The sequence below is a fragment of the Streptomyces sp. R35 genome (assembly GCF_041053035.1).
Lineage (GTDB): Bacteria > Actinomycetota > Actinomycetes > Streptomycetales > Streptomycetaceae > Streptomyces > Streptomyces lutosisoli.
In genome coordinates, this window is record NZ_CP163440.1 from 1,436,370 (window position 1) to 1,458,679 (window position 22,310).

A 22,310-nucleotide genomic window follows, 5' to 3' on the forward strand; every position below is an offset into this window, starting at 1 on the left:
GTCAGCGCCGCCCGCCCCCAACCGAGCCGGACACGGCAGACCGGGGGGGCGGGCCGGGCCCGTCGGCGCGCGCCCACGATGTCCTCGAGTCTTCTCTCTTGCCCGACCTCCATCACCGACCTAGCCTGACTTTGTGCCGCTACTAAACAAACTCCGAACGCACAACGCCGTGCCGGACAACGACCTCACCCGACTCCGCACAGCCCTCACCGCCTTCTTCGCCCTCGACGGCTTCATCTTCGCCGGCTGGGTCGTCCGCATCCCCGCCGTCAAGGAACAGACCGGCGCCTCGGCCGGCGAACTGGGGCTCGCCCTCCTCTGCGTCTCCGCCGGGGCTGTGATCACGATGACGCTCACCGGACGGCTGTGCCGCCGCTTCGGCAACCACCCCGTGACCGTGGTCTGCGGCATCCTGCTCTCACTGAGCGTGGCGCTCCCGCCGCTGGCGCACTCCGTACCGGCCCTGGGCGCAGTCCTGTTGATCTTTGGAGCGGCCTACGGCGGGATCAATGTGGCGTTCAACAGTGCCGCCGTCGATCTGGTGGCCGCGCTTCGGCGGCCGATCATGCCCAGCTTCCACGCCGCGTTCAGCCTGGGCGGCATGGTCGGCGCGGGGCTCGGCGGACTGGTCGCGGGTTCCCTGTCGCCCGCTCGCCATCTGCTCGGCCTCGCCGTGATCGGCCTGCTGGTGACCGCGCTCGCGGGACGCACCCTGCTGCGCCACGAACCCGTGAGGACACCGGACCGTCCGCACCGCGAGGAACACGCCCCGCGCCGGCTGGACGCCCGCACCCGGGGACTGGTCACCGTCTTCGGTCTGATCGCCCTCTGCACGGCGTACGGCGAGGGTGCCCTGGCCGACTGGGGCGCGCTGCACCTGGAGCAGGACCTGAATGCGCACCCCGGCGTCGCGGCCGCGGGCTACACGTGCTTCGCCCTGGCCATGACGATCGGCCGGGCCTGCGGGACGACCCTGCTGGAACGGCTCGGGCGGACCCGGACACTGGTGGCGGGCGGCACCATGGCCACCGCCGGAATGCTGCTCGGCTCGCTCGCCCCCTCATTGTGGGCGGCCCTGCTGGGCTTCGCCGTCACGGGACTCGGGCTCGCCAACATCTTCCCGGTCGCCGTAGAACGCGCCGGCGCCCTGGCCGGCCCCAGCGGCGTCGCGATCGCGTCCACGCTCGGTTACGGCGGCATGCTCCTCGGCCCACCCTCGATCGGTTTCATGGCGGAGTGCTTCTCCCTGCCCGCGGCCCTCACCAGCGTGGCGGCGCTCGCGGCGGTGGCCGCCCTCATCGGCGCCGCGACCCGCCGCGCGGCACTGAACTGACGCTCCGCTCCCATGACGCGCCGCCCCCACGCCTTGCCCTGGACCGCACTCCATCCGGCACACTCACCGCATGGAGATTCCGGAGTTCGTGGAAACCCTGGGCAGGGAGGGCCGGCTGCTGGCAGCGGCCGCCGAGAAGGCGGGTGTCGAGGCCAAGGTCGTGACCTGCCCGGGCTGGCAGGTACGGGATCTGCTGCGGCACACGGGGATGGTGCACCGGTGGGCCACCGCGTTCGTCGCCGAGGGGCACACCTCGTACCACCCCGACGGCGGCCTGCCGGAGCTCGACGGCGAGGAGTTGCTCGCCTGGTTCCGGGAGGGCCACGGCCGGCTCGTCGACACGCTCAGCGCCGCTCCGCCCGATGTGGAGTGCTGGAGTTTCCTGCCCGCGCCCTCGCCGCTCGCCTTCTGGGCCCGGCGACAGGCGCACGAGACGACCGTGCACCGGGTCGACGCCGAGTCGGCGCTCGGCGGTGAAGGGAGCGCCGTAGCCACGGATTTCGCGGTGGACGGGATCGACGAGTTGCTGCTCGGCTTCCACGGGCGCGCGACGAGCAGGGTGCGGACGGAGGAGCCGCGCGTTCTGCGTGTGCGGGCCACGGATTCCCCGGACGCGGTGTGGACCGTACGGCTGTCGGCGGATTCACCGGCCGGCGCGCGAGGCGGAGAAGGAGAAGCGGACTGCGAACTGGCAGGACCCGCCGCGCGGCTCTACCTGGCGCTGTGGAACAGGCTGCCGTTCCCGAGCGTGACAGGCGACGGCTCGCTGGCCACGCTGTGGCGGGAGAAGTCCGGCGTCACCTGGAGTTGACCACAGAGGTAAGGATCGCCCGGAGCCGTCACTCGCAGGGGGAAGCCGGGCCGCCCGCCAGCATCCGCGTGAGCACCGCGCGCTGCACCGGCAGCACCTCGCCGTGCAGCTCGCGTCCCTTCGGCGTGAGGCACACCCGCACGCCCCGCCGGTCCTCCTCACACATGCCGCGCGTCACGAGACCGTCCTTCTCCAGGCGGCCGATCAGCCGGGACAGCGCGCTCTGGCTCAGGTGGACCCGCTCGGAGATCTCCTGGACGCGGAAGGTGGCGCCGCCGCCCGACGCGGTGCCGTCGGCCAGTACGTCCAGCACCTCGAAGTCGCTGGCGCCCAGGCCGTGTCGATGCAGTTCGCGATCGAGCTCGCAGAGGGTGCGCGCATGCACCGCGAGGATGTCCCGCCACTGATTCACGAGCCCTTGCTCGGCCTTCTTCGCCGCCATGGGCGCACCGTAGCAAAAAATCAGCTTTGTTGCATCGGAATTAAATGCACTTGCATTGGATGCATACGCATGTAGTGTCGAGGGCATGACCTCTCCGCTCACCCACCCCGCGTCCCAGGGACGCTGGACCCCCCGGCTGTGGGGCACCCTGCTGGTGCTCTGCGCCGCGATGTTCCTGGACGCTCTGGACGTGTCGATGGTCGGCGTCGCTCTGCCGTCCATCGGCTCCGAACTCGACCTCTCCACCTCGACGCTCCAATGGATCGTCAGCGGCTACATCCTGGGATACGGCGGACTGCTCCTGCTCGGCGGCCGCACCGCCGACCTGCTGGGCCGCCGCCAGGTCTTCCTGGTGGCCCTGGGAGTCTTCGCGCTCGCCTCACTGCTCGGCGGGCTCGTCGACTCGGGCCCGCTGCTGATCGCCAGCCGCTTCATCAAGGGCCTGAGCGCGGCGTTCACCGCGCCCGCGGGTCTGTCGATCATCACCACGACCTTCGCCGAAGGCCCGCTGCGCAACCGCGCGCTCTCGATCTACACCACCTGCGCGGCCACCGGCTTCTCCATGGGCCTCGTCCTGTCCGGTCTGCTCACCGAGGCGAGCTGGCGGCTGACCATGCTGCTGCCCGCACCCATCGCGGTCATCGCGCTGCTGGCCGGCCTGAAGCTCATCCCGCGCAGCGAGCGCGAGAAGGACCACCGCGGTTACGACATCCCGGGCGCCATCCTCGGCACCGCCTCGATGCTGCTGCTGGTCTTCACCGTCGTTCAGGCACCCGAGGCCGGCTGGGGCTCGGCCCGCACGCTGCTGTCCTTCGTCGCCGTCGCCGTACTGCTCACCGTCTTCGTGACCGTCGAGCGGCGCAGCCCGAGCCCGCTGATCCGGCTCGGCGTCCTGCGCTCCGGCAGCCAGATCCGGGCGCAGCTCGGCGCGATGGCGTTCTTCGGTTCGTACGTCGGATTCCAGTTCTTGGTGACGCTGTACATGCAGTCGCTGCTGGGCTGGTCCGCCCTGCACACCGCGCTCGCCTTCCTGCCGGCCGGCGCACTGGTGGCCCTGTCCTCCACCAAGGTGGGGGCCGTCGTCGACCGGTTCGGGACCCCGCGGCTCATCGCGGCGGGCTTCGCCCTGATGGTCGTCGGGTACGCGCTCTTCCTGCGCGTCGACCTCGACCCGGTGTACGCGGCGGTCATCCTGCCGACCATGCTGCTGATCGGCGCGGCCTGCGCGCTGGTCTTCCCCTCCCTCAACATCCAGGCCACCAACGGCGTCGACGACCACGAGCAGGGCATGGTCTCGGGTCTGCTCAACACCTCGGTCCAGGTGGGCGGCGCGATCTTCCTGGCCGTGGTGACGGCTGTCGTGACCGCGAACTCCTCCGAGGCTTCCTCGCCCCAGGCCGTCCTCGACAGCTACCGGCCCGGCTTGATCGTGGTGACCGGCATCGCCCTGGCGGGTCTGCTGATCACTCTGCCGGGCCTGCGGACACGGCGGACGCAGCAGTCCGTCGTCGTCGCCAAGTCCCTCCAGGAGAACCAGAAGAACCAGGAAAACCAGGAGGAGGAGACGGCGGCGGAGCGCGTGGCGGTCCGCGACTAGGACTTTCCCGTGGATCGATCGCCTCGCGGCCCGGATGCAAGCGGCGGCGAGGCGGATCCGGCCGGTCGGACGGTGGCGGCGGTCTTGTCGTAGTGCGCGACGGGACCGCCGCCACCGTCGTCCGCTCCAAGAGCCGTACTGTTCAGGCAGGTTCTGCCGGTTCTGCCAGACGAACGGCCTGTCCCGTGCCCGTGAACCCATTCCTGGTCAGTTGGCAAGTACTGAGTGAACGCTGTCCCTTTCCTCTGACCACACGGACCGTCCATGACTGATTCGCTGTGCCGCCCCGCCCAAGGGGCCGGCACGTCCGGCGCCGACACCGCGCAGGCGGATGCCGTGCTGATCGCGGCGTCGCTCGACGACCCCGAGCGCTTCGCGGTGCTGTTCGACCGCCATGCGCCCACCATCCACCGGTACGTCGCCCGCCGCCTCGGCCGTGACGTGGCCGACGACGTCACCGCGGAGACCTTCCTGACGGCCTTCCGGATCCGGGCCCGCTACGACAGCGGACGTGCCGGTGTACGGCCCTGGCCGTACGGCATCGCGGCCAAGCTGATCAGCCGGCACCGCCGCGAGGAGGCCAAAGCCCTGAAGGTCCTCGCCCGCACCGGCCGCGACCCGGTGGCCGAGACCTGGACCGACTCCGCGGACGACCGCGTCACCGCACAGGCCGCCTCCCGGCCGCTGGCCAAGGCACTGGCCAAGCTCTCCGAGGGAGACCGGCACGCGCTCCTGCTGTTCGCCTGGGCCGACTTCACCTATCAGGAGATCGCCGAGGCCCTGGACATCCCCGTGGGCACCGTCCGGTCCCGGCTCAACCGGGCCCGCACGAAGCTGCGCACCGCGACAGGTGCGCACAGCCCCTTCAGCGACTCCAGCGCATCCAACCAGCCGATCGAACCGCACGTACCCGAAGGTGACCTCGCATGAACGAGCTGTACGAAGCACGTGCCCTGCGCGCGGATGCCCCACTGCCCGACAGCGACCGGCTCGCGCCGCAACGGGCCCAGCTCACCAAGGCATTCCAGCGGGAGACCCCCGGCCGTCGGACCGCCGCGGTGCGCACCTCGCTCCCCCGGCGCAGGATCGTCCTGGTGACCGCCGCGGCGGCCGGGGCGCTCGCCGTTACCGGCGGAGTCGTGGCGTCGCTGCCCGACGACACCCCCGCTACCGCCCCGGCCGGCACCGGCCGTCAGCTCCTGTCCGCGCGGGCCTCCGCCGACACCCTCGAACTGGCCGCCGCCACGGTGGAGAAGCTCGGCGTCACCGAGCCCGGCCCGAAGCAGTGGGTCTACGAGAAGGGCACGTCCCTCGGCCAGGGCGAGCCCCAGACGTCGGAGCAGTGGACCCGCTGGGACGGCACCGGCGAGGCACGCTTGCCCGGCATCCCGCGCTCGGGCGACATCTCGGACTTCGACCCGAACAAACTCCAGGTCTGGTACGGGCCCAACCAGGAGGAGAAGTGGAAGAAGGAGGGCTACGACGACCGTTCCCAGCGCCAGTTCTACCGCTTCCTCGCCACACTCCCGAGCGACCCCGACCGCATGATGTCGGCCATCCGCAAGGAGCACGCCATCGGCGACATCAAGGGCGAGACCACGGCGGAACGCGACTGGCGGGAGATCGACGTCCTCTACCGCTCCGTGCTGATCCCGCCGAACGCGCAGGCGGGCCTGTTCCGGGCGCTCGCGAAGATCCCCGGCGCCCGGGTGGAGAAGGGCATCAAGGACCCCATCGGGCGCGCGGCCATCGGCGTGACCGTGACGTACACCAAGCCCAGCGCCTCGGGTCACCTGGGCAAGCAGGAGATCTTCTTCGACCCGAAGACGTACACCTATCTGGGAGAGATCGCGCACGCCGCGCCGTTCGAACTCCCCGAAGGCACGAGCCAGTCACCGATGCCGTCCCAGGACCCCAACACCGCGCTCATCACCGTCCGCAACGCCTGGGGCGTCGTGAACAAGCCGGGCGCCCGCCCCTGAGGAAGGCCGGGCGGGGGCGTCGGCTTTCACACGGGCCGGCCCCGCCGGACAGACCTTTGTCCGCGCCTGGCCGCCCGGTCGGCCAGTCGGCCAGTCGGCCAGTCGGCCAGTCGCCGGAGACGATCGGGGGACGCCTCCGGCGTCTGCGCCCGGCGGGGCTTTTCACCCCGCCGGACGCACGCCTGTTTGGCCCGACGGATGGAGACATTCGGGGGACCCCACGAGGCTGCACGGCGCTGTCGGGCTTCCGGCACGAGGGCGGCGCGGCTCAGCCCAGCCAGCCCGGCCGTACCAACCCCGACTCGTAGGCCAGCACGACCAATTGGGCCCGGTCGCGGGCGCCCAGCTTGACCATGGTCCGGCTGACGTGGGTCTTTGCCGTGAGCGGGCTGACGACGAGACGGCGGGCGATCTCGTCGTTCGAGAGGCCGATGCCGACCAGGGCCATCACCTCCCGTTCCCGCTCGGTGAGTTCGGCGAGGGAGGCGGCGGTCGCGGGTTCCTTGGAACGAGCCGCGAACTCGGAGATCAGCCGGCGCGTCACCCCGGGGGAGAGCAGGGCGTCGCCCTCGACCACCGCCCGTACCGCGCGCAGGAGTTCCTCCGGCTCGGTGTCCTTGACCAGGAAGCCGGAGGCTCCGGAACGGATCGCCTCGAAGACGTACTCGTCGAGTTCGAAGGTGGTGAGCATGACCACCTTGACGTCGCTCAAGTCCGCGTCGTCGGTGACGCGACGGGTCGCGGCGAGGCCGTCGAGCAGGGGCATCCGGATGTCCATCAGGACGACGTCGGGGCGCAGTTCGCGCACCTTGCGCACCGCCTCCTCGCCGTCGGCCGCCTCGCCGGCCACCTCGATGTCCGGCTGCGCGTCGAGCAGCGCCTTGAAGCCTGCCCTGACCAGTGACTGGTCGTCGGCGAGCAGTACGCGGATCACCGGTCCTCCTTGATCTTCAGCGGCAGTACGGCCAGCACACGGAAGCCTCCGTCGTCGCGCGGGCCGGCCTCGATCGTGCCACCCAGGGCCGCGGCCCGCTCCCGCATTCCGGCGAGCCCGTTGCCGCTGCCGCCCGCGTCCGCGCCGGTCGCGGGGCCGTCGTCGTCGATCCGCAGCCGCAGCGCGCCCTCCGCGTAACCGAGCCGCACGCGTGCGTGCCGCGACCCCGAGTGCCGTACGACATTGGTGAGCGCCTCCTGGACGATACGGAAGGCGGCCAGGTCGGTGCCCGGCGGAAGCTTCGGGACCTCGTCCTCCCCCTCCACCTCTACCGTCAACCCCGCGCCCGCCGCCTGTTCGACGAGTTCGGGGAGCCGGTCGAGGCCGGGCGCCGGCGCGCGCGGCGCCTCCCCCGGCGCGCGCAGTGTGTCGAGCACCTGGCGGACCTCGCCGAGCGCCTCCTTGCTGGCCGCCTTGATGGTGGTGAGCGCCGTGCGCGCCTGCTCGGGGTCGGAGTCGAGGAGCGCGAGACCGACACCCGCCTGCACATTGATCACCGAGATGCTGTGCGCCAGCACGTCGTGCAGTTCGCGGGCGATGCGCAGCCGCTCCTCGTCGGCGCGCCGCCGCGCGGCCTGCGCGCGCTCGGCGCGGTCACGGGCCCATTGTTCACGGCGTACGCGGACCAGTGCCGACAGTGCCACGATCGCCACGATCCAGGTGGCGATGATCCCGGCCTGCCCCCAGGAGGCGGGCCGGTCCCCCGCCGGAGGCAGCCATCGGTACAGCCAGTGCGCCACCAGCACATGCCCGACCCAGAACATGCCGACCGCCGCCCAGGCGGCCGTGCGGTGCCCGGTGACGACCGCGCTGAAGCAGCCCAGGGCGACGGTGAAGAAGACCGGCCCGTACGGATATCCGGCGCCCAGATACACCATGGCGGCCGCGGCCGTACCGAACGCGACGAGCACGGGGTGCCGCTGTCGCCACAGCAGCAGACCGCAGCCCACGAGCAGCAGTGCCCGCCCGACGTAGTCGAGCGATGCACGGTCGCCCTGCTGGGCATGGCCCGCGACTTGGGAACCGATGAGCACGAAGGCGGTCACCAGCAGAGTGGAACGCCACGGCCAGTGGGCGCCGCGCTCCTCGTCGCCCCTGAGGTTCCACCCGGGCGGCCCGTGCCGCCACAACGGGGGTGGACCGCCCCACGCCGGGGACCTGGGGGTGCGCTGCTCTTCCATGACGGTCACGCTAGACGCGACGGGACGGCTCCGGCGTCCGCCGGGCGAGGTGATCAGCCGTACTCCCGCCGGAGTACGGCATCACGGGAAGCTCTGCCCCGGGCGCGTGCCGGTCGATTGAGGGAACACCAGGCCCACACCCTGCGCGAGCTGATCCACCGCGTGCCGGAAGAACGGTTCACGGTCCTCCACGACACGATTGAACTGGCCGAACAACTCGAAGCCGATCAGCCCGTACAGCTGCGCCCACGCGGCCACCAGCGCCACGGCCACCTCGGGCGGCAGGTCGGGCGCGAGGTCGGCGGCCATCCGCTGCGCCTCGGCCTTCAGACCGGCGGGCAGTGGCGTGCGGGCCACGCCCTTGCCCTGGTAGGCGTCGCGGACGATGCCGATCAGGAGCAGGCCCACCCGGGAAGCGGCGGGGACGGTCGTGTCCGGCGCGGTGTAGCCGGGCACGGGCGAACCGTAGATGAGGGCGTACTCGTGCGGATGCTCCAGCGCCCACCGGCGCGCCGCCACGCACACGGCGATCCAGCGCTCCCGGGGACCGGAGCCGGCGATTTCGGCGTGCGCCGACTCCGCGGCCTCGCCAAGGGAGTCGTATGCGTCGATGATGAGCGCGGTCAACAGGTCGTCGCGGCTGGGGAAGTAGCGGTAGAGCGCGGAGGAGACCATGCCGAGCTCGCGGGCCACGGCGCGCAGCGAGAGCTTGGCGGCACCCTTCGCCGCGAGCTGTCTGCGCGCCTCGTCCTTGATGGCTGCGGTGACCTCGATCCTGGCTCGGGCCCGTGCCCCTCGTGCGGTACTCATGCGGGGCAGTGTCCCACGCTTTCAGATCAGTGCACACAAACGAGAGCAGTGCTCTTGCTTTGGATCACCGATCTCGTGCAGACTGCTCTCAAGCGAGAGCAGTGCTCACAAAAGGAAGCAGTGCTCTCTCAATCGATGGGGGTCATCATGTCCACACACGTCCAGAAGCCCGGCTGGTTCACGGTGAACGTCTTCAACCGCGCCGTCGCCTGGATGACCCGCCGCGGCATCAGCATCTGGGGCTCCCGGGTCCTGGCCGTCCGCGGCCGCAAGAGCGGCGAGTGGCGCACGACCCCGGTCAACCTGCTCACCGTCGACGGACAGCAGTACCTGGTCGCCCCCCGCGGCCACGTCCAGTGGACGCACAACATGCGGGCCGCGGAAGGCGGCGAGCTGCGACTCGGCAAGCACGTGGACACGTTCACCGCGACCGAGGTCGCCGACGACGACAAGGTCCCGCTGCTGCGCGCCTACCTCAAGCGGTGGAAGGCCGAGGTCGGCGTCTTCTTCGGTGGCGTCGGCCCCGACTCCTCCGACGAGGAGCTGCGGCGCATCGCTCCCGACCACCCGGTCTTCCGGGTCACGCTCAAGAGCTGACCGCCGCTCCCCCGCCGCTCACCGGTCGATCGCGGTCAGGACGCGCCCGGCCATCGGGTGGGAGCGGACCAGCTCGCCGAGCGAAGTCGAACCGCGGGTGATCCCCGCGAAGGCCTTCCAGGCCGGCCGGAAACTCGTCATCGCCGCGTGGAACATGCCCGGCCGGCGCTCGAAGGCGATCAGCAGCCGCTTGCCGACGCTCATCTCGACGCCGAGGCCCGCCTTGATCGCGAAGGCATAGTTCAGGGCCTGTCGCCGGGTGTCCACCGCGTCGTGCGCCTCGGCGATCCGTACCGCCCACTCCCCCGCGAGCCGCCCGGAGCGCAGCGCGAAGGAGATGCCCTCGCGGGTCCAGGGTTCGAGCAGCCCCGCCGCGTCGCCGCACACGAGCACCCGACCGCGCGACAGCGGCGAGTCGTCGGCGCGGCAGCGCGTCAAGTGGCCGGAGGAGACGGCCGGTTCGAAGCCGGCAAGCCCGAGACGGGCGACGAAGTCCTCCAGGTACCGCTTGGTGGCGGCGCCTTCGCCGCGTGCGGAGATCACGCCGACGGTGAGCGTGTCCCCCTTCGGGAACACCCACCCGTAACTGCCGGGCATGGGACCCCAGTCGATCAGCACCCGTCCCTGCCAGTCCTCGGCGACGGTCTCCGGCACCGGGATCTCCACCTCCAGGCCGAGGTCGACCTGGTCGAGCTTCACCCCGACGTGCGCTCCTATCCGGCTCGCGCTGCCGTCGGCGCCGACGACCGCCCGCGCCAGCACGGTCTCGCCGCCCTGCAGGACGACGGCGACGGTGCGCCGGTCCGGCACGGCGGACCCGTGCTGCTCGACCCGCGAGACCGTCACACCCGTCCGCAGTTCCGCGCCCGCCTTCTGGGCGTGCTCGACGAGCTGCTGGTCGAACTCGGGCCGGTTGATCAGCCCGAACAGCATCTGCTTGGAGCGGCGGGTGCGGTTGAACTTGCCGTCCAGCGAGAACGTGACCGCGTGCACCCGGTCCTGGAGCGGTAGCTCGAAGCCGGGTGGCAGCGCGTCGCGCGAGGGGCCGATGATGCCGCCGCCGCACGTCTTGTAGCGCGGCAGCTCCGCCTTCTCCAGCAGCAGGACACTGCGTCCCGCGACCGCTGCCGCATAGGCGGCCGAGGCCCCGGCGGGCCCCGCACCGACCACGACGACGTCCCACACCCGCTGCCCGTCGTCCGCCGAAGAGTTCTCGCTGCTCACGATGGTCTACTGCTCCCAGTCCAGCCGTCTGCCGCACCTGTCTCCCGCATCCTACGGCGGGCATCGCCGCAGGCCACTGTGGGAGGATCGGCTGCGTATGCGCCCTGCACACCAGTACGCGCGTACGCACCACCCGATCACCTGTACACAGAAGACAACGTCGCACCCACAAGGAGCGTGCCCATGTCGTCGAATCCGGTCGCCGAGACCGTCGCCTCGCTCATGCCCAGGGCCAAGGCGGAGCTCACCGAGCTGGTGTCCTTCAAGTCGGTGGCGGACTTCGACCAGTATCCGAAGAGCGAGAGCGAGGGCGCCGCGAACTGGGTCGCCGACGCGCTGCGCGCCGAGGGCTTCCAGGACGTGGCACTGCTCGACACCCCCGACGGGACGCAGTCGGTGTACGGCTACCTGCCCGGCCCCGAGGACGCGAAGACCGTCCTGCTGTACGCGCACTACGACGTGCAGCCGCCGCTGGACGAGGCCGCCTGGGCGACGCCGCCGTTCGAGCTGACGGAGCGCGACGGCCGCTGGTACGGCCGCGGCAGCGCCGACTGCAAGGGCGGCTTCATCATGCACCTCCTCGCGCTGCGTGCGCTGAAGGCGAACGGCGGCGTTCCCGTGAGCGTCAAGGTGATCGTCGAGGGTTCGGAGGAGCAGGGCACGGGCGGCCTTGAGCGGTACGCCGAGGAGCACCCGGAGCTGTTGACCGCCGACACCATCGTCATCGGCGACGCCGGCAACTTCCGGGCGGGTCTGCCGACGGTCACGGCGACCCTGCGCGGTATGACCCTCGTACGCGTCCAGGTGGACACCCTGGAAGGGAACCTGCACTCGGGGCAGTTCGGCGGCGCGGCGCCCGACGCGCTGGCCGCGCTGATCCGCGTACTGGACTCGCTGCGGTCCGAGGACGGTTCGACGACCGTCGACGGACTCGCGGCGGACGCCCAGTGGGACGGTCTTCAGTACGAGGAAGAGGCGTTCCGCCAGGACGCCAAGGTGCTCGACGGTGTCGAGCTCATCGGCTCCGGCACGGTCGCCGACCGGCTCTGGGCGCGTCCGGCCGTCACCGTCCTCGGCATCGACTGCCCGCCGGTCGTCGGCGCGACCCCGTCCGTGCAGGCGGGCGCCCGTGCCCTGATCAGCCTGCGGGTGCCGCCGGGCATGGACGCGGCCGAGGCGACCAAGCTGCTGCAAGCCCACGTGGAGGCGCACACGCCGTGGGGCGCGCGGGTGAGCACCGAGCAGATCGGCCAGGGCCAGGCGTTCCGTGCCGACACCTCCAGCCCGGCGTACGCGTCGATGGCCGAGGCCATGGCGGTCGCCTACCCGGGCCAGGAGATGCAGTCCGCGGGCATGGGCGGCTCCATTCCGCTCTGCAACACCCTCGCCTCGCTGTACCCGCAGACGGAGATCCTCCTCATCGGCCTGAGCGAGCCGGAGGCACAGATCCACGCGGTGAACGAGAGCGTCTCCCCGGACGAGCTGGAGCGCCTCTCGGTCGCGGAGGCGCTGTTCCTGCGCAACTACGCGGCGAGCTGATCGCGACCACCGTCGGCTGAACCGGTCTGCTGGACCGGTCGGCCCACAGCAGAGGGCCCTCGCCACTAGGCGCGGGCCCTCTCCAAGTACCGGGCCCACAGCCGGTGTTGGAGGAGCGGGAGCGGCACTTCGGAGACCGGCGGACAGGTACGCCGCCCCGCGCCGAGGATGAAGCCATGTCCCACACCGAGCGCCTCGTCACCCACTGCGACACCGCCACGTCTCTCGCCCTCCGGTCCGACCGCGAACTCGTCGAGCTGGTCGAGGCCGGCACACCCCTCGGCTCCGGAATCGGCGGGCGTTCGACGCTGATCGAGGTGGACGGCAGAAGGGTGTTCGTGAAGCGGATGCCGCTCACCGATGTCGAGCGCCGGCCGGAGAACGTCCGGTCCACAGCCAACGTGTTCGGGACGCCCGCCTTCTGCCACTACGGCATCGGCGCCATCCCCAGCCCCGGCTTCGGCGCCTGGCGCGAGCTGGCCACGCTCGAGATGACGACCAACTGGGCACTGTCCGGCCGGTTCCCGGGCTTCCCCCTGCTGCACCACTGGCGAGTGCTGCCCGACGCGCAGCAGTCGCTGCCCGAGGAACTCGCCGACGTGGAGCGGGCCGTGGCCTACTGGGGCGGCGGGCGTGAGCACATCGAGGCACTGCGCACGGCGTCCGCGAGCCTGACGTTGTTCATGGAACACCTGCCGCACACCCTGCACGACTGGTTCTCCGCCCAACTACGCACCGACGATCCCGACACCGCCTGCGCCCTCGTGGAGCGGGGCCTCGAAGCCGTCACCGGCTTCCTCCACGAGCGGCAACTCCTGCACTTCGACGCCCACTTCGGCAACATCCTCACCGACGGGCAGCAGCTCTACCTGGCCGACTACGGCCTCGCTCTCTCATCGCGCTTCCAACTCGACCCGGCCGAACGCGACTTCTACGACCGTCACCGTCACTACGACCGCGCCTACGCCTTCTCCTACCTGGTGCACTGGCTCGTCGTCGACCAGTACGGCTACGGCAGGGACGAGCGCGAGGACTTCATCCGCGGGTGCGCCGACGGCAGGCGGCCCGAGGGTATCCCCCGGGCCGCCGCCGGGATCATCTCCCGGTACGCACAACTCGCCGCGACGGTGGGCGACTTCAACCGCCGCCTGAAGCAGGAGAGCCGGCTGACTCCGTACCCGTCCGCCGAGACACTGGGGCTCGCCTACAACAACTCCACGCTCTCCGCGTAGTGACAGGCGACCGGGTTGCCGCCGCCCCGGTCCACCAACGCCGGTATCTCCTCGACGCAGGACGTGCGTTCGCTCTCGCTGAGCAGGCCCGCGAACTTGGGGCAGCGGGTGCGGAAGCGGCAGCCGCTGGGCGGGCGGACGGGGCTCGGGACGTCGCCCTGGATGGTGATCCGTTTCCGTGCGCGCTCCTTGCGCGGGTCGGGCAGCGGGATGGCCGAGACCAGCGCCTGGGTGTACGGGTGCGCCGGGCGGGCGAAGAGTTGCCGGGCCGGGGCGATCTCGACCAGTCGGCCCAGGTACATGACGGCCACCCGGCCCGCCACGTGCCGCATCACCGACAGATCGTGCGCGACGAACAGGAAGGACAGTCCCAGTTCGCTCTGCAGGTCCATCAGCAGGTTGAGGACGCCCGCCTGGATCGACACGTCCAGCGCCGACACCGGCTCGTCGAGGATGATCACCTTGGGGCGCAGGGCCAACGCCCTTGCGATGCCGATGCGTTGGCGCTGGCCGCCGGAGAACTCGTGGGCGAAGCGGTTGCCGTGCTCGGGGTTGAGCCCGACGAGACGGAGGAGTTCGCGCACCTCGTCCTTGGCGCCGGGGCCGTACTGTCCGTGGATGCGCAGCGGTTCGGCGACGATCTCGTGCACGGAGATCCGCGGGTCGAGGGAGGCGTACGGGTCCTGGAAGACGATCTGCAGTTCACGCCTGAGCGGCCGCATCCGGCGTCTGCTCAGCTCGGTGAGTTCGCGCCCCCGGTAGCGGACCTGGCCGGAGGTGGCCCGCTCCAGGCCCAGTACGGTGCGGGAGATCGTCGTCTTGCCCGAGCCCGACTCCCCCACCAGGCCCAGGGTTTCGTTCTCGTACAGGTCGAAGGAGACCCCGCAGACGGCGTGCACATCGCCGACGCGCCGGCGGATGACGCCCCGGGACATGACCGGGAAGTGCTTGACGAGGTCGCGGACCTGGAGGACCGGCTCACCGGTGCCTCCGTGGCCGGGCAGCGGCGTGAGGGAGGCGGTGGCCTGCGCGGGCGCGGTCATACGGGGTCCTCCTCGGGCTGGGTGGCAGGTGCCGCGTCGGCGAAGCGGGCCAGGGCCTCGGAGTCGGCGCCCACCGCGTCGAAGACCTGGTCGGCACCGGTGTCGACGAGTTCGTCGGCGAAGTGGCAGGCGCTGAGGTGCAGATCGTGGCCCGCCCGGCGCAGGGCGGGCTCGTCGGTGTCGCACACGTCCCGGCGCATGGGGCAGCGGGGCGCGAAGGGGCAGCCCGGCGGCAGGTTCAGCAGCGAGGGCGGTGATCCGCCGATCGGGGTGAGACGTTCCTCCTCGCGGTCGAGGCGGGGCAGGGAGCCGAGCAGGCCCAGGGTGTAGGGCATGCGCGGGGTGTAGAAGATGTCCTCGACGGAGCCGGTCTCCACGATCCGGCCCGCGTACATGACGGCGACCCGGTCGGTGTGGCCGGCGACCACACCCAGGTCGTGGGTGATGAGGACCAGGGCCGCTCCGGTCTCGGCGCGGGCGGTCTCCAGGGCGTCGAGGATCTGCGCCTGCACGGTGACGTCGAGCGCGGTGGTCGGCTCGTCGGCGATGATCACGTCCGGGTCGTTGGCCATGGCGATGGCGATGACGACACGCTGGCGCATGCCGCCCGACAGCTCGTGCGGATAGCTGTCGACGCGGCGCTCGGGGCTGGGGATGCCGACGGTGCCGAGCAGGTCGACGGCCCGCGCGCGGGCGGCTCTGCCCTTGAGCTCCGGGTTGTGCCGCAGCAGGGTCTCGGTGATCTGGTAGCCCACGGGATAGACCGGGTTGAGCGAGGTCATCGGATCCTGGAAGATCATCGCGATGCCGCTGCCGCGCAGGTCCGACAGTCGCGCGTCGGACAGCCCCAGCAACTCGGTGCCCTCGAACCGCACCGAGCCGCGCACCCGGGCGCCGGCCGGCAGCAGCCCCATCACGGCCAGGGCGGTGACGGACTTGCCGGACCCGGACTCGCCCACGATGCCGAGCGAGTCCCCGCGGTCCAGCTGGTAGCCGACGCCGCGTACGGCCCGTACGATCCCGTCCTCCGTGGAGAACTCCACGCTCAGGTCCTCGACTTCGAGCACGGTGTCGGTGACCGGGACCTCGTGCACTCCATGACTCGTGGTCGTCACTGTCGCACCCTTTGCTGCCGGGGATCGAAGGCGTCGCGCAGCCCGTCGCCGATGAAGTTGATGGTCAGGGCGATGGCGATGATGAACGCGCCGGGGATGTAGAAGAGCCAGGGCCGGGTGTCCACCGCCGTCTGCGCCTGGGAGACCAGCAGCCCCAGCGAGGTGTCGGGGGGCTGGACGCCGAAGCCGAGGAAGGACAGGGCGGTCTCGGTGAGGATGCCGGTGGCCACCAGGATCGTCGCGTTGACGATGATCGGGCCGAGTGCGTTCGGCAGCAGATGACGGAAGATGATCCGCGCGTCCGAGGCGCCGAGCGCCCGCGCCGCCTCCACGAACTCCTTCTCGCGCAGCGACAGTACGGCGGAGCGCACGACCCGGGATACGTACGCCCAGGTCAGCCCGGCGATCACCAGGGCGATCCAGTACCAGGAGCCGCCGGTGCGGGAGGAGATGACCAGGGCGATGGCGAACAGGGGCAGCGTCAGGACGAGATCGGCGACGCGCATCATGACGGCGTCGACGACACCCCGGTAGAAACCGGCGACGGCTCCCCAGATCGCGCCGACCAGGGTGGAGCCGAGCGCGATCATGATGGCGATCTTGAGTGAGGTCTGGGTGCCGCGCATGACCTGTGCATAGGCGTCGTATCCCGAGGAGTTGGTACCGAAGGGGTGCTTCCAGGACGGCGCCTGGGAGTTGTCCTGCGTGTACTTCTGGTACGAGTAGTGCCACAGGTGCGGGCCGATGAACGCCCACAGGAGAATCAGCACGAACACCACGAGGCTGGCCATGGCGGCCCGGTGGCGCACGAAGCGGCGCAGCACCAGCTGGGTCTGGCTGCGCTGCCGTACCGTGAACTCGTGCTCGGCACGCGGCTGTTGGGTGCCCGCGGATCCGGGTGCCTCGATGTCAGTCATAGCGGATCCTCGGGTCGAGTACGGCATAGAGGAGATCGGCGATGAGGTTGAACCCGATGACGACTACGGCGGAGAGCAGCAGCCAGGCCATGGTGCGGTAGACGTCGAGGGTCGTCGCGGCCTGGACCAGCATCTCGCCCATGCCGTGCCACTGGAAGATCGTTTCCGTGATCACCGCGCCGCCCAGGATGATCGCGATGTCGAGCGCGGTGACGGTGGCGAGCGGGATGAGGGCGGTGCGCAACGCGTGCCGCGTCATGACCTTGCCGCGACGCAGCCCCTTGGCGCGGGCGAGCCGTACGTAGTCGCTGTTGAGGACCTCCAGCATGGAGGCGCGGGTGTAGCGGGTCCAGGACGCGAAGGAGACCAGGGCGAGGGTGATGGTGGGCAGGATCAAATGGCCGATGTGGTCGGTGAACTCGTTCCAGGTGGTGTCGACTTCGAGGTACGCCGACTTCTCACCGATCGTGCCGAGGAACTGGCTGCCGGTCTTCTCGTTGAACCAGATCCCGGCCTGCTTGAGCAGAACGGCGAACCAGAACACCGGCATGGCGAGGAACAGGAAGCCGAAGAAGGTGATGGTGTAGTCGGCGGTGGAGTACTGCCGGAGCGCGCTGAACACCCCGAACACCACGGCCAGGATCAGCGCGATGATCATCGCGGCGGCGACCAGCGTCACGGTCACCTGGAAGCGGGTGAACAGGTCGTGCCCGATGTCGAGGTTGGCCTGCACGGACGGACCGAAGTCGCCGTGCAGTACTCCGGTGATCCAGTTCCAGTAGCGCTCCACCGCGGGCTGGTCGGCGTGGATGTGCCGGGCGAACGCGGCCACGGCCGCCTTGCTGGGGGCGGGCTGCCGCGAGGTGGCGAAGTTGGCCACCGGGTCACCCGAGTTGATGACGACCAGGAACACGATGAACGTCGAGACGATGAGGACGGGAATCGAGACGAGGATGCGGCGCACGGTGTAGGCGAGCATGCGGTCTTCTCTCGGGGCCGACGGGTTGGAGATGCCGTCCGTGGGCGGGGCCCGGCCCCGGTGTCGCCGGGGCCGGGCTCAGCGAGGAGTGATGCCGGGCCTACTTCTTGAGGCCCCACTCCGCGGTGTTGTACGGCGGGCCCACGTTCGTGGAGTTGTTCCGCATGTTCACGAACCGCGTCTGGACGGCGAGGAACGTCGGCTTCTGGTAAAGCGGCAGGACATAGGCGTCGTTCACCATGATCGAGTCGGCCTGGTTGAGGAGCGCCGCGGCCTTCGTCGCGTCCGTCTCGCCGACGGCCTGCGCGATCAGGGAATCGGCCTTCTTGTTGCTGTAGCCGCCGTAGTTGCCACCACCGCCGGTGGACCAGTTCTGCTGGGCGCCGCTGCTCGGGAACGGCGAGGCGACCCAGGCGAAGACGATGATGTCGTACTGGTGGCCGGCCAGTACCGTGCCGAGGTCGGCGGCGCCGATCGGCTTGATGGTGATCTTGATGCCGAGGTTGCCGAGGGCGCTCTGCAGGATCTGGCACTCGCTCTGCCGGATCTGGTTGCCGGTGGTGTAACGGCAGTTGAAGGGACCGACGGCCTTGCCGTCCGGTGCCTTCAGCGCGCTCCCGATCCCGGTGAACTTGGCGTCCGTGAGGTACTGCTTGGCCTTGGCGAGATCACCGGACCCCTGACCGCTCGCGTTGACCACGTCCTGGTAACCGGCCTGCCCGGGTACGTAGTTGTGGTTGCCGAGCTGCTTCACCGTGGGATCGAACTGGGCCACGGTCTTGGCCATGATGTCCTTGATGCTGATGGCCGTGAACATCGCCTGGCGCAGTGCGGTGTACTTGCCGATCACCGGGTTGTGCAGGTTGAGGTCGAAGTGCTCCCAGGTGAGTCCGCTGCCGATGGTGTAGGTGACGTTCGGGATGGACTTGACCTGGTTGACGAGGTCCACCTCGGGCTGCGGGTAGATGCCCTGCACCTCGTTGTTGCGCAGGGCGATCGGCTCCTGGGTGGCGTCCGAGATCACCTTGAAGATCAGCCGCTGGAGGGTCGCCTTCTTCGCGCCCGTCCACTTGGGGTCGGGGACGAAGGTCGCGTGGTCGTTGTCCGTCCAGTCCTGCATCTTGTACGCGCCGGCCGTCGCGTACTGGGAGGGCGGTGTCTTGAGGAAGTACTGCCATCCCTGGGTCATCTGAGCGGCCGTCATATGGGCGGCGTCGCCGGCCGTGGCGCCCGACAGCTTCTCGGCGACATGCGCCGGATACATCGGATAGCCCCCGCCGAACAGCGACTTCCAGTCCGAGTACGGCTTGGACATCACCATGGTGACGGTCTTGCCGCCGTCGGACGGGGTGAGGGACTTGATGCGGTCGTAGCCGGCGCTGCTCTGCGGCAGACAGCCCTTGGTCTGGCTGGCGTCGCTGGCGGGTGGCGGCGGGCAGTCCTTGCCGTTGTTGGTGCGCCAGTAGTAGACGAAGTCGTCGGCCGTGATGGGCGTGCCGTCGTTCCACGACGCCTTCGGGTTGATCTTGTAGACAATGGTCTGCGGACTGGTACTGGTCTGGGTCGCCGAAGTGACCAGATCGGTGTTGAGGCCGACGGAGAAGTCGGGCCGGGGTATGAACACCTGGGGCAGGACGACCTCCAGGGCCTCCGCGTTCTCGAAGGTGTTGCCGTTGACGTCCTGCACGTTCCACTGCTGGATGTTCTTCTCCAGCGTGTAGGTGAAGGTGCCTCCGGACTTGGTGGCGGCCGCGTTGCAGGTGTTCGCCTTGCCCTGTGTGCTGCACGACGACAACCCCGCGGAGCTGTTCTTGTGGGTGCTGTTCCCGCCGCCGCTGCTGCAGGCGGCCAGGACCAGCGTGAGCCCCGCGGCGAGCGTGAATCCCTTTGTGAGGGCAGATGAGTACGCGCGCATGTCCCTCCTTCAGCCGGGGGTGTATCCGGCCTTGTTGGGGCGGCCCAGGGCCGCGCAGAGGTGATCTGCACATTCACGGTAGGACTGTCAAATAGCTTCGTAAGTTCCCGCGCCATATCGGGATGGCGTCGATTCACCCTCGCTTCTCTCTTGGATCCCCCTCGCTTCTCCCTCGGAACTCCACACGCCGGGCAAAGTAGCGACGTCAGCCGACCGGGACCCCGGCCTCCAGATAGAGCGCCGCCCCGCGCTCGCGCGCCCGCAGCGCCCAGCACAGCCGTTCATAGCGCACCGGCGGCAGCAGATCGGCCGCCTCCCGCTCCGTGACGAAGCGCCAGTCACGCAGCTCGGGCCCGGGCAGCAGCAGCCGCTGGGCCGCCGCGGTGTCGAGCCGACCGCCGTCGAAGAGCAGCCGCAGACCGCCGAAACCGGGGGGCGCGGGCGATTCCCAGTCGACGACGAGGAGTGCGGGCACGTCGTCGAGGGTGATGCCGGTCTCCTCGGTGACCTCGCGCATGCCCGCGCGCGCGGGGGCCTCGCCGGGTTCGACGACGCCGCCGGGGAATTCCCAGCCGGCCTTGTACGTCGGGTCGACGAGCAGCACCCGGTCCTGCTCGTCGAAGAGGAGCACCCCCGCGGCGACGGTCTCCGCGGTGGGTTCGGGCGTCTGCACTATGTCGCACACGGGTACGTCCCCGGTGCGTACGGCGTCGGCGATGCGCAGGGCGGTGTCGTACGGGGTGAGCGCGCTGGTGTCCACGGGGTGGGCGTCGGCGGTGAGCCAGGAGGCGAGCGCGGCCCGGTAGGGCTCGATGTGGTCGTAGGACCACTGGCGCACGCGCAGGTCACCGTCGGGCAGGTCCGGGGGCACCGCGCGCCCGGCTATTCGCTCGCGCAGGATCGTTTCCGCCGGGGCGAGGAGCACATGGCGTACGGGGATCCGGCGCGCGGCGAGGCCACCGAAGATCTCGTCGCGGTACTCCTGGCGGAGCAAGGTCATCGGGACCACGAGGACGCCGCCGAGTTCGGCGAGCATGGCGGCCGCGGTGTCGACCACCAGGCGTCGCCAGATCGGCAGGTCCTGGAAGTCGCCGACCTCGGCGAGGCGTTTGGCCGGCAGCAGGTGCGTGAGTGCGCCGCCGATGACCTCGGGGTCGAAGAGCGTGCTGTTCGGGATCAGTTCGATCAGTTCCCGTGCGGTGGTGGTCTTTCCCGCACCGAACGCTCCGTTGATCCAGACGATCACGGACAGTTCCCCCTCTTCTATTGGCCCCCCATGGCTTGCCCGTTCCACCCTGCCACGGAAACCAGGACCTGATGAGGGCGCCGCGTGTGCGGACCCTTCAGGTGTTCTGCCCCAGCGTGCGCTCGTCCATCGCCAGGCTGTCACTGCTGACGGTGTGATCGAGGGTGCTGACGGTGTCGTTGACGTTCAGATCGCCGAGGACGTCACTGTCCGTGGCATGGGACGGGGTGATCGCCGCGACGACGAACCCGGTGGCGAGGGAGGCGATGGCGAGCATGCTGCGCTTCTTCATGCCCCGTTCAACTGAGGAAGGGCGCGGGGGTCACGCTCCGACAGGCCGCCCGGTGGAGCGGATACCGTCGCGCACGCGCCCCACGAGCTCGTCGGCCGCCGCGGACCACTCCGCGTACGCGAAGTCGAAGCCCTCCGCCAGCAGGCGGCCCGGGACGACGCGGCGGCTCTTCAGCAGCAGTTCGGTGTCCGAGCGCAGCGCGAACGCGCCGAGCTCCGCCATCCACTTCGTGGCGGGCAGCCCCGCCGGGACGCCCCGGGCGGCGCGCAGGGCGCGCATGAACGCCCGCTGCGGCAGCGGGCCGGGGGACGCGAGGTTCACCGGCCCGGTGAGGTCGTCCCTGTCGATCAGGAACTCGACCGCGCGGACGAAGTCCTGGTCGTGGATCCAGGAGACGTACTGCGCGCCACCGGCGACCGGGCCGCCCAGACCGAGCCGGACCAGCCACAGCAGGACATCGAAGACGCCGCCACGGTCGGGGCTCATGACCATGGCGGAGCGCAGCGCCACCTTGCGGGTGTGCGGGGTCTCGGCCCGCTCCTGCGCCAGCTCCCAGGCCTTGGCGATCTCGACGCTGTAGCCCCAGTAGCCCGGGACACCGGGTTCGCCGCCGCCGATCACGCCGGTCGCCTCGTCGTGGGGCGCGTCGAAGCGATGGGCATAGACGGTGGCGGTGCTCATCTGCAGCCAGACCCGCGGTGGGCGCGCGGTGGCCGCGATCGCCTCGCCCACGACCCGGGTGGAGTTCACGCGCGAGTCCATCATCGCCCGCAGGTTGGCCGCCGTGTAGCGGCAGCTGACGCTGCGTCCGGCCAGATTGATCACGACGTCGCTGCCGTCGATCACCTGGGCCCAGGGGCCCAGGCTCTCGCCGTCCCAGCGGACCTCACGGTCGTGCGCCGGCCGTCTGGTCAGGATCACGACCTCGTGACCGGCCGCGGTCAGCGCACGGTCCAGGACCGTGCCCACCTGCCCCGTTCCACCGGGAATGACTATCTTCACCGGGCTCCCCCTCTGTTCGGGAGCGAGCCTAGCGCAGAATATTGAACGCGTTCAAAACC

Annotated in this window: 21 protein-coding genes; 8 read left to right on the forward strand and 13 right to left on the reverse strand. The window is 70.3% G+C overall.

The genetic code is table 11. The features are described 5' to 3' along the window. The first annotated feature begins 169 nt into the window (after nucleotides 1–169). Both AB5J50_RS06900 and AB5J50_RS06905 read left to right on the forward strand, forming a co-directional pair. Nucleotides 170–1,333, forward strand: a complete 1,164-nt coding sequence (locus AB5J50_RS06900; protein WP_369255893.1) for an MFS transporter — start codon at nucleotides 170–172, stop codon at nucleotides 1,331–1,333. A gap of 70 nt (nucleotides 1,334–1,403) precedes the next feature. Further along, nucleotides 1,404–2,144: a maleylpyruvate isomerase family mycothiol-dependent enzyme gene (locus tag AB5J50_RS06905; protein WP_369255895.1), complete on the forward strand. Its 741-nt coding sequence runs from the start codon at nucleotides 1,404–1,406 to the stop codon at nucleotides 2,142–2,144. A 28-nt stretch (nucleotides 2,145–2,172) separates the two neighbouring features. Here AB5J50_RS06905 and AB5J50_RS06910 read toward each other — a convergent pair whose 3' ends face one another. Next, nucleotides 2,173–2,586: a MarR family winged helix-turn-helix transcriptional regulator gene (locus tag AB5J50_RS06910; protein ID WP_369255897.1), complete on the reverse strand. Its 414-nt coding sequence runs from the start codon at nucleotides 2,584–2,586 to the stop codon at nucleotides 2,173–2,175. An 85-nt stretch (nucleotides 2,587–2,671) separates the two neighbouring features. Here AB5J50_RS06910 and AB5J50_RS06915 point away from each other — a divergent pair, with 85 nt between their 5' ends. The 3 genes from AB5J50_RS06915 (at nucleotide 2,672) to AB5J50_RS06925 (ending at nucleotide 6,165) form a co-directional block, all read left to right on the forward strand. Beyond that, on the forward strand, nucleotides 2,672–4,183 hold the full coding sequence (locus tag AB5J50_RS06915; RefSeq protein ID WP_369255899.1) for an MFS transporter: 1,512 nt from the start codon (nucleotides 2,672–2,674) through the stop codon (nucleotides 4,181–4,183). Nucleotides 4,184–4,447: 264 nt separating this feature from the next. Continuing rightward, on the forward strand, nucleotides 4,448–5,113 hold the full coding sequence (locus AB5J50_RS06920; protein ID WP_369255901.1) for an RNA polymerase sigma factor: 666 nt from the start codon (nucleotides 4,448–4,450) through the stop codon (nucleotides 5,111–5,113). Then, entirely contained in the window at nucleotides 5,110–6,165 is a 1,056-nt protein-coding gene (locus AB5J50_RS06925; protein ID WP_369255903.1) for a CU044_5270 family protein, read from the forward strand. The genes AB5J50_RS06920 and AB5J50_RS06925 overlap by 4 nt, the downstream gene beginning before the upstream one ends. A 268-nt stretch (nucleotides 6,166–6,433) precedes the next feature. Here the strand turns inward: AB5J50_RS06925 and AB5J50_RS06930 are convergent, their stop codons facing one another. The 3 genes from AB5J50_RS06930 to AB5J50_RS06940 all read right to left on the reverse strand — a co-directional run bounded on the left by AB5J50_RS06930 (nucleotide 6,434) and on the right by AB5J50_RS06940 (nucleotide 9,150). Continuing rightward, nucleotides 6,434–7,099, reverse strand: a complete 666-nt coding sequence (locus tag AB5J50_RS06930) for a response regulator (protein ID WP_369255905.1) — start codon at nucleotides 7,097–7,099, stop codon at nucleotides 6,434–6,436. After that, nucleotides 7,096–8,340 (reverse strand): sensor histidine kinase, encoded by a 1,245-nt coding sequence (locus tag AB5J50_RS06935; protein WP_369255907.1) that lies wholly within the window; start codon nucleotides 8,338–8,340, stop codon nucleotides 7,096–7,098. Before AB5J50_RS06935 ends, AB5J50_RS06930 begins: the two co-directional genes overlap by 4 nt. Before the next feature lie 81 nt (nucleotides 8,341–8,421). Beyond that, nucleotides 8,422–9,150, reverse strand: coding sequence for a TetR/AcrR family transcriptional regulator (locus AB5J50_RS06940; RefSeq protein ID WP_369255909.1), 729 nt, complete (start codon nucleotides 9,148–9,150; stop codon nucleotides 8,422–8,424). Nucleotides 9,151–9,297: 147 nt separating this feature from the next. Here AB5J50_RS06940 and AB5J50_RS06945 point away from each other — a divergent pair, with 147 nt between their 5' ends. Then, a complete protein-coding gene (locus AB5J50_RS06945) occupies nucleotides 9,298–9,747 on the forward strand; it encodes a nitroreductase family deazaflavin-dependent oxidoreductase (protein ID WP_369255911.1) in 450 nt (149 codons plus the stop codon). 18 nt (nucleotides 9,748–9,765) lie between these two features. Here AB5J50_RS06945 and AB5J50_RS06950 read toward each other — a convergent pair whose 3' ends face one another. After that, complete coding sequence (locus AB5J50_RS06950) at nucleotides 9,766–10,971, reverse strand: geranylgeranyl reductase family protein (protein ID WP_327426743.1); 1,206 nt, start codon at nucleotides 10,969–10,971, stop codon at nucleotides 9,766–9,768. Between the two features lie 183 nt (nucleotides 10,972–11,154). Here AB5J50_RS06950 and AB5J50_RS06955 point away from each other — a divergent pair, with 183 nt between their 5' ends. Continuing rightward, nucleotides 11,155–12,510: a dipeptidase gene (locus tag AB5J50_RS06955; RefSeq protein WP_369255913.1), complete on the forward strand. Its 1,356-nt coding sequence runs from the start codon at nucleotides 11,155–11,157 to the stop codon at nucleotides 12,508–12,510. Nucleotides 12,511–12,686: 176 nt separating this feature from the next. Then, nucleotides 12,687–13,742 carry a protein kinase family protein gene (locus AB5J50_RS06960; protein WP_369255915.1) on the forward strand — a complete coding sequence of 352 codons (1,056 nt, stop codon included), beginning with the start codon at nucleotides 12,687–12,689 and terminating at the stop codon, nucleotides 13,740–13,742. Here the strand turns inward: AB5J50_RS06960 and AB5J50_RS06965 are convergent. The 8 genes from AB5J50_RS06965 to AB5J50_RS07000 all read right to left on the reverse strand — a co-directional run bounded on the left by AB5J50_RS06965 (nucleotide 13,715) and on the right by AB5J50_RS07000 (nucleotide 22,251). Beyond that, nucleotides 13,715–14,785 (reverse strand): ABC transporter ATP-binding protein, encoded by a 1,071-nt coding sequence (locus AB5J50_RS06965; RefSeq protein WP_369255917.1) that lies wholly within the window; start codon nucleotides 14,783–14,785, stop codon nucleotides 13,715–13,717. The genes AB5J50_RS06960 and AB5J50_RS06965 overlap by 28 nt on opposite strands. Beyond that, a complete protein-coding gene (locus AB5J50_RS06970; RefSeq protein ID WP_369255919.1) occupies nucleotides 14,782–15,900 on the reverse strand; it encodes an ABC transporter ATP-binding protein in 1,119 nt (372 codons plus the stop codon). The genes AB5J50_RS06965 and AB5J50_RS06970 overlap by 4 nt, the downstream gene beginning before the upstream one ends. Further along, the gene (locus AB5J50_RS06975; RefSeq protein ID WP_369255921.1) at nucleotides 15,897–16,817 is read right to left on the reverse strand and encodes an ABC transporter permease; all 921 of its coding nucleotides are present in this window, start codon (nucleotides 16,815–16,817) and stop codon (nucleotides 15,897–15,899) included. The genes AB5J50_RS06970 and AB5J50_RS06975 overlap by 4 nt, the downstream gene beginning before the upstream one ends. Further along, nucleotides 16,810–17,796 (reverse strand): ABC transporter permease, encoded by a 987-nt coding sequence (locus AB5J50_RS06980; RefSeq protein WP_369255923.1) that lies wholly within the window; start codon nucleotides 17,794–17,796, stop codon nucleotides 16,810–16,812. The genes AB5J50_RS06975 and AB5J50_RS06980 overlap by 8 nt, the downstream gene beginning before the upstream one ends. A 100-nt stretch (nucleotides 17,797–17,896) precedes the next feature. Beyond that, on the reverse strand, nucleotides 17,897–19,711 hold the full coding sequence (locus AB5J50_RS06985) for an ABC transporter family substrate-binding protein (RefSeq protein ID WP_369255925.1): 1,815 nt from the start codon (nucleotides 19,709–19,711) through the stop codon (nucleotides 17,897–17,899). A gap of 205 nt (nucleotides 19,712–19,916) precedes the next feature. Then, complete coding sequence (locus AB5J50_RS06990) at nucleotides 19,917–20,957, reverse strand: NUDIX domain-containing protein (RefSeq protein ID WP_369255927.1); 1,041 nt, start codon at nucleotides 20,955–20,957, stop codon at nucleotides 19,917–19,919. A 97-nt stretch (nucleotides 20,958–21,054) separates the two neighbouring features. After that, nucleotides 21,055–21,249 (reverse strand): hypothetical protein, encoded by a 195-nt coding sequence (locus AB5J50_RS06995; protein ID WP_327426752.1) that lies wholly within the window; start codon nucleotides 21,247–21,249, stop codon nucleotides 21,055–21,057. A 30-nt stretch (nucleotides 21,250–21,279) separates the two neighbouring features. Continuing rightward, complete coding sequence (locus tag AB5J50_RS07000) at nucleotides 21,280–22,251, reverse strand: TIGR01777 family oxidoreductase (RefSeq protein ID WP_369255930.1); 972 nt, start codon at nucleotides 22,249–22,251, stop codon at nucleotides 21,280–21,282. Between the last annotated feature and the right edge of the window lie 59 nt (nucleotides 22,252–22,310).